The sequence below is a fragment of the Pseudomonas sp. SDO5591_S426 genome (assembly GCF_054070755.1).
This window is the reverse complement of sequence record NZ_JBSVXD010000206.1, coordinates 1-9,483: the sequence shown is the minus strand read 5'-3', so window position 1 is coordinate 9,483 and position 9,483 is coordinate 1. Positions and strand designations below refer to the sequence as shown.

General features: G+C 60.0%; 7 protein-coding genes. 1 reads left to right on the top strand and 6 read right to left on the bottom strand.

The genetic code is table 11. The annotated features are described in order from the left end of the window. Window positions 1–77: 77 nt before the first annotated feature. Complete coding sequence (gbcB, locus tag ACW9JC_RS26055) at window positions 78–1,178, bottom strand: glycine-betaine demethylase subunit GbcB (RefSeq protein ID WP_338583588.1); 1,101 nt, start codon at window positions 1,176–1,178, stop codon at window positions 78–80. 281 nt (window positions 1,179–1,459) lie between these two features. Between gbcB and gbcA the strand changes: the two genes are divergently transcribed. Next, window positions 1,460–2,755 (top strand): glycine-betaine demethylase subunit GbcA, encoded by a 1,296-nt coding sequence (gbcA, locus tag ACW9JC_RS26050; RefSeq protein WP_457458576.1) that lies wholly within the window; start codon window positions 1,460–1,462, stop codon window positions 2,753–2,755. A 766-nt stretch (window positions 2,756–3,521) separates the two neighbouring features. Here gbcA and ACW9JC_RS26045 read toward each other — a convergent pair. The 5 genes from ACW9JC_RS26045 to dgcB all read right to left on the bottom strand — a co-directional run bounded on the left by ACW9JC_RS26045 (window position 3,522) and on the right by dgcB (window position 9,402). Beyond that, the gene (locus tag ACW9JC_RS26045; RefSeq protein ID WP_457458574.1) at window positions 3,522–4,736 is read right to left on the bottom strand and encodes a retropepsin-like aspartic protease; all 1,215 of its coding nucleotides are present in this window, start codon (window positions 4,734–4,736) and stop codon (window positions 3,522–3,524) included. A gap of 147 nt (window positions 4,737–4,883) precedes the next feature. Beyond that, complete coding sequence (locus ACW9JC_RS26040; RefSeq protein ID WP_457458572.1) at window positions 4,884–5,450, bottom strand: N-acetyltransferase family protein; 567 nt, start codon at window positions 5,448–5,450, stop codon at window positions 4,884–4,886. Next, on the bottom strand, window positions 5,450–6,220 hold the full coding sequence (etfB, locus tag ACW9JC_RS26035) for an electron transfer flavoprotein subunit beta (protein ID WP_457458570.1): 771 nt from the start codon (window positions 6,218–6,220) through the stop codon (window positions 5,450–5,452). Before etfB ends, ACW9JC_RS26040 begins: the two co-directional genes overlap by 1 nt. Window positions 6,221–6,235: 15 nt before the next feature. After that, the gene (gene etfA, locus ACW9JC_RS26030; RefSeq protein WP_457458568.1) at window positions 6,236–7,456 is read right to left on the bottom strand and encodes an electron transfer flavoprotein subunit alpha; all 1,221 of its coding nucleotides are present in this window, start codon (window positions 7,454–7,456) and stop codon (window positions 6,236–6,238) included. After that, window positions 7,456–9,402, bottom strand: a complete 1,947-nt coding sequence (gene dgcB / locus ACW9JC_RS26025) for a dimethylglycine demethylation protein DgcB (protein WP_457458566.1) — start codon at window positions 9,400–9,402, stop codon at window positions 7,456–7,458. The genes etfA and dgcB overlap by 1 nt, the downstream gene beginning before the upstream one ends. Window positions 9,403–9,483: the final 81 nt, after the last annotated feature.

Below are 9,483 nucleotides of genomic sequence, written 5' to 3'. Positions count from 1 at the left end.
CGATCTTTTGATCCTGATCTTTAAAAGATCGCAGCCTCGTTTCACTCGACAGCTCCTACAGGGTTATTGCGTGTTGATCAGAACTCGATGCGCACGTCGCCCTTCGGCACGCTGCAGCACGACAGAATGTACCCTTCGGCTTCGTCTTCTTCGGTGATCCCGCCGTTGTGTTCCATCTCCACTTCACCGCCCAGTTTCAACACCTTGCAGGTGCCGCAAATGCCCATGCCGCAGGCTTTCGGGATCAGCAAGCCAGCCTTCGCTGCCGCTGCGTGAACGGTTTCGCCCGGCGCAATGCGAATGCTTTTCCCCGATGCGGTGAATTCCACCTGATGCAGATCCGCCAAGTCGAGTTCCGGTGCGTCGGCCGCCTGCTCGGCGTGTTCCACTGCATCGGCGCGCGCTTCCGGCGGAGTCGCGCCGAAGGATTCTTCGTGGTAGCGCGACATGTCGAACCCGGCGGCTTCCAGCAAGCGCTTGACCGCATTCATGTACGGCGTCGGGCCGCAGCAGAACACTTCGCGCTCAAGGAAGTCCGGCGCCATCAATTCGAGCATCCGGTGGTTGAGGTAGCCGCGATAACCGGCCCACGGCTCACCCATCCCGTGCTTCTCGCAGATCAGGTGCAGGCTGAAGTTTTCGATCCGCGATGCCATGTGCTCAAGCTCGCGGTGATAAATGATGTCCTTGGGCGAACGGGCGCTGTGGATAAACACCATGTCGACATTGCCGTTGGTGTCGTAGAACCAGCGCGCCATCGACATGACCGGCGTGATACCGACGCCGCCGCTGAGGTAAAGCACCTTTGGCGCGGTGAAGTCCATGGCATTGAACAGCCCGACCGGCCCGTGCACCGCCAGCTCCTGGCCTTCGTGCAGGGTGTCGTGCAGCCAGTTGGAAACCTTGCCGCCCGGCACGCGCTTGATGGTCACCGAAAAGCTGTACGGTACCGACGGCGAGCTGGAAATGGTGTACGAGCGCATGATCGGCTGACCTTCGATCTCCAGCTCCAGGGTGACGAACTGCCCGGGCTTGAAGAAGAACAGGATCGGCTGGTCGGCCATAAAGCAGAAGGTGCGCACATCCCAGGTTTCCTGGATGACTTTGACGCAACGGACGATGTGTCGACCATTGGCCCAGGTCTGGGTGGTTACCGGGTTCAGGAAGCTGTTGGACATGCTGATCTCCACGGCCGACTGTCGGCCTTCATGTTGGCGATTCTGCGTATAGCGCGAACCACCCATTTACCTATCTGCGACATTCACATGCTTATCGCGACCAGCCCGCAACTACCGGGGGTTGCGCGTCGGGAACAGATTGCATCATGTCGCCCATGGATAAGGTTCTGGCCAGCGCCGGCCCCACACTCGCCTCAACAGATAACTGCTGTTTTTTGTCTTGCGTCGCACAACCGTAGCCACTTTCGCCGGCCACACAGAATGGCCTTGAGGATTAAACGATGGACGTCACTACTACCCTGAGCCTGGGCGATCCGCTGGAACCCGCACGCAAGGCCACCGCGCAAATGCTGCAAGAGCGCGAGCGCACGTTCTCGCTGCCGCAGCCGTTTTACTCGGACGAGCGCCTGTTTGATATCGACATGCAGGAAATCTTTCAGAAAGAGTGGTTGATCGCCGGCATGACCTGCGAAATCCCAACCAAGGGCAACTACCTGACCCTGCAAGTGGGCAAGAACCCGATCATCGTCATTCGCGGCGCCGAAGGCGTGGTGCATGCGTTCCACAACGTCTGCCGCCACCGTGGCTCGCGCCTGTGCACCAGCGAAAAAGGCAAGGTTGCCAAACTGGTCTGCCACTACCACCAGTGGACTTACGAGCTCGACGGTCGCCTGCTGTTCGCCGGCACCGAAATGGGCGCCGACTTCGACATGAAGCAGTACGGCCTCAAACCGGTAAACGTGAAGACGGCCGGCGGCTACATCTTCATCAGCCTGGCGGAGAACCCGCCGGCCATCGATGACTTCCTGTCGACGCTGAACCATTACATGGAACCGTACGACATGGAAAACACCAAGGTGGCGATCACCACCACCTTGATGGAAAAGGCCAACTGGAAACTGGTGCTGGAAAACAACCGCGAGTGCTACCACTGCAACGCGTCGCACCCGGAACTGCTGAAAACCCTGCTCGAATGGGACGACGTCACCGACCCGCGCGCCGATCAGGCGTTCAAGGACCACGTCGCCGCCTCCGCCGCTGCCTGGGAAGCCGAGAAGATCCCTTACGCCCACGCCAGCTTCGGCCTGCGCAACCGCATCGTGCGCATGCCGCTGCTCAAGGGCACCGTGTCGATGACCCTGGACGGCAAACAGGGCTGCGCCAAGCTGATGGGCCGCATCAAGAACCCGGACCTGGGCTCGATGCGCATCCTGCACCTGCCGCACTCCTGGAACCACTGCATGGGCGACCACATCATCGTGTTCACCGTGTGGCCGATCAGCGCCCAGGAAACCATGGTCACCACCAAGTGGGTCGTGCACAAGGACGCCGTCGAAGGCGTGGACTACGACGTCGACCGCATGCGCCAGGTCTGGGACGCCACCAACGACCAGGACCGTCGCCTGGCCGAAGAGAACCAGCGCGGGATCAACTCCACCGCTTACCAGCCTGGGCCTTACTCCAAGACCTATGAGTTTGGTGTAGTGAACTTTGTGGATTGGTACAGCGAACGTTTGCTGAGCAATCTGGGGGCTGAGCCTGCGCCTTACCTCAAGGGTGTTCCGGTCAGCGGCTAAACATCAAAAGCATCGCGAGCAAGCTCGCTCCCACATTAGATCTGTGTTGTTCACAAATCCCCTGTGGGAGCGAGCTTGCTCGCGATGGCGGCTTACCTGTCGACACATCCCTTCTGCCTCCCCGCTTTAGAACTGTACGAAATATGATCTATTTCGTTCCACGCTATACCCCCCGCGCCTCCCAGCCTTCCGCAAACAAGTTATCCACACCTCCACCCACAGCAAATGGGGACAACTGTGGAAACACGCAAAACTTTCTACACAGAAACTAAAGAAAATCCGTGACTTATCCAAATGCATGATTTTCAACGGCGCCTGTTCATTTATTGACCAATCTCTTGCGAGCCACGTATTACATGGCCTGTAGCGTATGACAAACACCTTATCCACAGAAGCGCCAACAGACTTTGGGGGCAACTTCCACAGCGCTGTGGAAAACCGCTGCAAGCCGCGATTTTTCTGCTTTTGAGCGTGAGATGACGGGTCAAACCGATGTTTTGGTCATTTATTAACCAGAAGCTTGAAAGCCACGGTCTATAAGACCTTCAGCGGTAAGCGAACATCTTATCCACAGAAGCGCCAACAGAGATTGGGGGCAACTCTTGGTCCCTGTGTGGATTAATTCTCTGGAAAAAGCTTTGGAAAACCGGAAGTTACGCTGATTGTTTTTTGATCTAACGTCTACAGCCCTCTATTTCCCTGGGCTGCAGCAATGGGCAAACATGTTATCCACAGAAGCGCCAACAGGGATTGTGGGTAAACAGGGTCAAACCTTGTTAAAACACGACCGTCCCGCCTCAATATCCAGGTTCAACTCAAAGTCGTCGAATGCACGCCACCCGAGCAAAATCGATGGCACGTAGCGCCCAAGCAGCATGGACGCAGGAATGGTGAACCCCGGATAGTATTTGTAGGTGAGTGCCAAGGTGTTGCCCGGTAACTTCAACACGCCTTTGAAGGTCTGGTAATGCTGATCGGCTGTATTGGTCGGTGAGTTGCCTGGGGTCATCGACGTGACGACATTGACCTGAGCACCCGGCGCAGCCGAGGTCAGGTAATCGACATTGCCGGTATCGACAATCGCAAACGTCGCCCGGTTGTCCAGCCGCGCAGGTATGGTCAGCCGCTGATTGATATCCAGGCGGATGTAGGTAATCGGCGAATCGCATCGCACGGCGCGCGCGGGGTTGAGCTCCAGGGTTTTTCTGGTGAGTTTCAGCGGCCCGAGCTTGCTGATCAGATCGAGCCCCAGCAAGTTATCGCGATCACTGACGAACACCAGAACGTTCCTGAACTCACTGGCGCCGATACTCAAGGCGTCAAGGACGCCAAGTTTGGCAGCCAGGTCGCTCTCGCCATAAAACGTGCTGTAGGCGTAGTGGGAGTCAGTCAGTAACCTGACCCCCATCAGCTTGGCGGTGGCGTAGTTGATGCGGGTTTGCGGGGCGCCGGTATCGACAATGAATCGTACCGAGTGACCGTTCGCCGCTTTGACGTCGATGAACGGCAGCACCTCGTCGGAGACGAAATGTTCGCTGGAATACGGATGAATCGTCAGCACTTCACGCTGCCGGCTTCTTCTCACCGAGAAATCGCCGGTCGCTCTCAGCGTCGAAAGCGATTCGTTGCCGAACATGGAAAACAGCTTATTCAACTCGGCATTGGCTTCGATTGCCCGAGCGTGTTTGCGCCGGGTTGCCACGAAATAGTCGGGAAGCTGATTGGCCGCTTTTAGCTCGAACATTCGGGCAACAACTGACACGGAGCAATTGAGGTTGTTGGCCGCATCCGGTACTTGCTCACAGCGCTGGCGTATCTGCGCCAGCGAGGCCTTCTGCCCCGCCTCTGACGCCAGCCACCGATCAAAATCCTGCTCAGGCGCTTGCGTCCGGGAAGCAGACATCAATCCCGAAGACGCGCACATGGCGCATGCCAAGAGCAGCAAAGACCGACAGACAGCCTTCATATTCAACCCATTCATAAAAACCAAGTTTTATGAGCAAGCGCTGAATGTCTGAGATCCCGGAACCGTGCTGCACCCTTAAACAGCGCACAGAAAACTGTAGCTCACCAACAGGCGAGCCGAGAGATTGTGGATAACGTTGCTTGTGCAATGCCTGAAACGGGATCAGGGCCTGTGCATAAGATAGGCGTCACCCGTGACGCGGATCATTGGATGAGGTGCGACCTGGCAGGTCTTGATGATTGCAAAGCCGTGTCGTTCATAGAAACGTCGGGCACCGGTGTTGGCGGCATAGTCGATCAGGCTCAAGCCCTGGAGCCCGAGCTGGTTGGCGCGTTGCTGGGCATGGGCGAGGAATTGCACACCAAGGCCCCGGTTGCGCCAGCCCTCGTGCAGGGCAAGGCTAGAGATGTAGAGCGTGTCGGGCACTTCCATGTCGGCGTACGGCGCCAGCACCGGGTCGGTGGTTGGCACTGCCTCAGGATCGTGGCGCATCACGTAGCTGTGCAGCATGCCGATGACTTGACCGTCAGCCTCGGCAATCAGGCAGTTCTGATAAGAGAAATCCACGTCATCGCGGGCGTACCGGGTGGTGCCGACATCCAGCAAGTCCTGACCGGGTTCCGCCAATTGGCTCCAGATGTAGTCTGAAGCGCCTTCTGATGAGATCTGGAACAGACGCGCGATCTCTCGCGCATCTGTCCTTACTGCCGAGCGAAACCTGACCGTCATTAACGAACCACGCCTTCTTCAATCAGCAATTTGAGAATCGCCTCAGCCCCGGCTTGCGCCGTGACGCCTTTGAGCACTTGCCCGCCGCCACCGCTGGCTTTCGCGGTTGCAGCTTTCATACGATCGGCGCCGCTCTTGGCCTTGATCACCTTCAAGCGTTTTGGTCGTGGCTTGGCAGGTTGCAAGGTGGCCACTGCCAACAGTTCATCGTCGACGACTTCCACGTCATCAGCCTGCAACACCCCGCGCCGAGCCGGGCCGTAAGCACTCTGCCGAGGCTTCGGCGCAGCGTTATCCACAGTCGCCAGAAACGGCAGCCGCACTTTCAAACGACGACGCTGACCGCGCGGCAGCGCTTGCAGCACCAGCGCCGAACCACCGTCGATGGACTCGACCTGCGCCAGCCCCACCACCAGCGGCCAACCGAGGCTTTCCGCCAGCAGGAACGGCAACATACCCGAGCCTTCACCGGTTTCCGCCTGACTGCCGGTCAGCACCACTTGTGCCCCGGCCTCACGCAAATACGCGGTCAACGCCGGCAGCGCGTCGGCGCCTTGCGGTTGCTCCAACACGTGGAGTTGCTCAAGACCCATGCCCAGATACGCACGCAACGCAGGCTCGGCAACGTCGCCGGCATGCAGCACTTGCAAGTTATCCCCAGCCAGTTGCAGACCCAGTTCCACCGCCCGCGCATCCTGCTCCGCGCGACGTGGTCGACCGGAAGTCGGGTGGGCGCCGATGGACACCAGGCTGATGATTTTCGTGCTCATAACCCTTTCCTTCCCTTAAGCCGCATCGCGCTTGGCGTCGTTGCGGTAAGCCTCTACCGCCGCAATCAAGGCTCGAAGAATCTCGGCGCTCTCGCCGATCACCGACAGGTCGGCACGTTTGATCATGTCGCAGCCAGGATCGAGGTTGATCGCCACCACCTTGTCGCAGGCACCGATGCCTTGCAGGTGCTGGATCGCCCCGGAAATCCCCACCGCCACGTAGACCCGTGCGGTGACCCAGGTGCCCGACGCACCGACCTGACGGTCGCGGGCCATGAAACCATCGTCCACCGCTACCCGCGACGCACCTTCAGTGGCGCCGAGGGCTGCAGCCGTCTGGTGAAACAAATCCCAATCCTTGACCCCGTTGCCGCCGGAGAAGATGAACTCGGCTTCGGCCATCGGAATCGCCGCCGGGTCCACCGCCACTGCGCCCAGATCCTCGATGCGCGAAAGACTGCGCGCCACGGTTGTGGATAACTCCACCGGCAACGCTTCGTGACGGGTTTCGCTGACCGGTTCTGCGCATTCGACGGCGGCCAGAATCAGGCGCGCAACCGGGCGCGCCAAATCCTGCAAACCGGCGCCAGCGCGGCCGATACATTCCTGATCCTTGACCTGCCAAACCCGCGTGGCCGGGCGTTCGCCCAACGTGGCCGCGAAGCGCCGACCCAATTCGCCGCCACCGCTGCGGCTGTCCGGCAGCAGCCAATGACGCGGGTTGAACTGGTTATCCACAGCCCGCAAGCCCTGAACACGCTGCTCCGGTGCATAACCGCTGAATTCTTCACCTTCGAGCATCAGCAAGCGATCGACGCCGGCGGTGGCGAATGCGCTTTCCTTGTGTTCGCCGAAGACCACAGCCAGCACCGCACCGTCCTTGCCGGCCAGTTGATGAGCCAGGCCCAGCAGGTCGCGGTCGTGGCTGCCCAAGCGGCCACCGACCATGTCCGGCACCACGCAGATGTAGAACGCCGGTGCCGGCACTTGATGCAGCGGCAATTGCACTTCAACGGCGGCGGTACGCTTGGTGGCCCCGCCCTGTTGGGCGCCACTGCGGTCAATGCGCTTGATGCCGTTGGGGCCGATAAAACCGATGCCGTGCAGATTCTTGCGGATGACGCCGTTCGGCCCCATCCAGCTGTGTTGTGCCGGCTGCATGGCCGCGTGCAGCGGATGCAAGCGGTTACGGGCGATCCATTCGGCGCGGGGGTCGCGGCGGATAATGTCACTCATCAATGCACCTCCGCAGGTTCACGTTTGGCCGGTGTAGACGGCTTGGGCATTTCGTCTTCAAGCAATGCGTCGGCCACCAGTTCAGCAATGTCCTTGATCAGCGGCCGAGGTTCGACCACGCCTTCAAGCATCGCGGTGCATTGCGGGCAACCCACGGCCACCAGTTCGGCGCCGGTCTCGCGGATGTCTTCCATGCGCATGTCGGGAATCCGCTGCTTGCCGGGAATGTCGGTGATCGGCGCGCCGCCACCACCGCCGCAGCAGCGCGATCGGAAACCGGAACGTTGCATCTCTTTGACTTCAATCCCCAGAGCGCGCAAGACCTGACGCGGCGCCTCGTATTCGCCGTTGTAGCGGCCGAGGTAGCACGGGTCGTGATAGGTCACGCTGTCGCCTTTGTGCTGGCCGAGGTTCAGCGCACCGGCCTCGATAATTTCGGCCATGTAGGTGCTGTGGTGCTGCACGAGGTAGTTGCCGTCGAAGGCGCCATATTCGTTTTTCAGCACGTGGAAACTGTGTGGATCGCAAGTGACGATGCGGTTGAAGCTGTATTTGGCCAGGGTCTGGATGTTGCGTTTGGCCAACAGCTGGAAGGTCGCTTCGTCACCCAGGCGTCGGGCCACGTCACCGCTGTCGCGCTCTTCCAGGCCGAGTACGGCGAAGTCGATTTTCGCTGCTTTCAACACTTTGACGAACGCGCGCAAGGTGCGTTGGTTGCGCATGTCGAAAGCGCCGTCGCCAACCCAGAACAGCACGTCGGTGGACTTCTTCTCGCTCAACAGATTGAGGTTCAAATCCGCCGCCCAGTTCATCCGCCCGCCCGGCGCAAAGCCGCCCGGGTTGTCGGTGGCGATCAGGTTTTCCAGGACTTCGGCCCCCTTGTTCGGGGTCGCGCCTTTTTCCAGGGTCAGGTGACGGCGCATGTCGACGATGGCATCGACGTGCTCGATCATCATCGGGCACTCCTCGACGCAGGCGCGGCAAGTGGTGCACGACCACAGGGTTTCGGCATCGACCAGACCGTTGACGATCGGTTGATGCGGATTGCCGGCGTGTTCGCCGATGGCCTTGCCCGGATAGGGACTGCCAGCGAACTTGGCATCTGTGCCACCCGCCAGGCCGACGACCATGTCCTGAATCAGTTTTTTCGGGTTCAGCGGCTGGCCGGCGGCGAATGCCGGGCATGCGGCTTCGCATTTACCGCACTGCACGCAGGCGTCGAAACCGAGCAACTGGTTCCAGGTGAAATCCTTGGGTTTTTCCACGCCCAGTGGCGCGGTCGGGTCGTTCAGGTCCAGCGGTTTCAAACCGGTGGAGCGACCGCCGCCAAAGCGTTCGGCGCGACGGTGCCAGGCCAGGTGCAAGGCACCGGCGAAGGCGTGTTTCATCGGCCCGCCCCAGGTCATGCCGAAGAACAATTCCGACACGCCCCACAACACGCCGACACCGAGAATCGCCGCCAACAGCCAGCCACCGAAGTTTTCCGGCAGGATCCCGGCCACCGGCAGGGTCAGCAGGAAGAACGACGCCGAGAACGCCAGCAGGCTTTTCGGCAGGCGCATCCACGGTCCTTTCGACAGCCGTGAAGGTGGGTTACGTCGACGCAGGTAGACGAAGATCGCGCCGACGAACATTACCGCCGACATCAACAACAGTGCATAACCGAGGATGCGGTTATGCAGGCCGAAACCATGCACCAGAATTGCCAGCACGATGGACGCCACCGCGCCGCCAGCGGTGGCGACGTGGGTGTTGGCGATGTATTTGTCCCGCGCCACCACGTGGTGCAGATCGACCATGTAACGCTTGGGCATGGCGAACAGGCCGCCGATCAGGTCGACCTTCGAGGCCCGGCCCCGGCGCCACATGGCTACCCGCCGCAACGCGCCGAGGACGCCAAGGCCCAGGGCTGCGAACAACAGGATTGGAAGAAGGGTGTTCAACATGGTGAAGCTCCCAAAGACCGCAGGGTCAATGATCGTTCCCACGCTCTGCGTGGGAATGCAGCCCGGGACGCTCTGCGTCCC

What these genes read in the sequence shown, in the direction of transcription:
- gbcB (WP_338583588.1), bottom strand. Translation starts at nt 1,178, where the DNA reads ATGTCCAACAGCTTCCTGAACCCGGTAACCACCCAGACCTGGGCCAAT.
- gbcA (WP_457458576.1), top strand. Translation starts at nt 1,460, where the DNA reads ATGGACGTCACTACTACCCTGAGCCTGGGCGATCCGCTGGAACCCGCA.
- ACW9JC_RS26045 (WP_457458574.1), bottom strand. Translation starts at nt 4,736, where the DNA reads ATGAATGGGTTGAATATGAAGGCTGTCTGTCGGTCTTTGCTGCTCTTG.
- ACW9JC_RS26040 (WP_457458572.1), bottom strand. Translation starts at nt 5,450, where the DNA reads ATGACGGTCAGGTTTCGCTCGGCAGTAAGGACAGATGCGCGAGAGATC.
- etfB (WP_457458570.1), bottom strand. Translation starts at nt 6,220, where the DNA reads ATGAGCACGAAAATCATCAGCCTGGTGTCCATCGGCGCCCACCCGACT.
- etfA (WP_457458568.1), bottom strand. Translation starts at nt 7,456, where the DNA reads ATGAGTGACATTATCCGCCGCGACCCCCGCGCCGAATGGATCGCCCGT.
- dgcB (WP_457458566.1), bottom strand. Translation starts at nt 9,402, where the DNA reads ATGTTGAACACCCTTCTTCCAATCCTGTTGTTCGCAGCCCTGGGCCTT.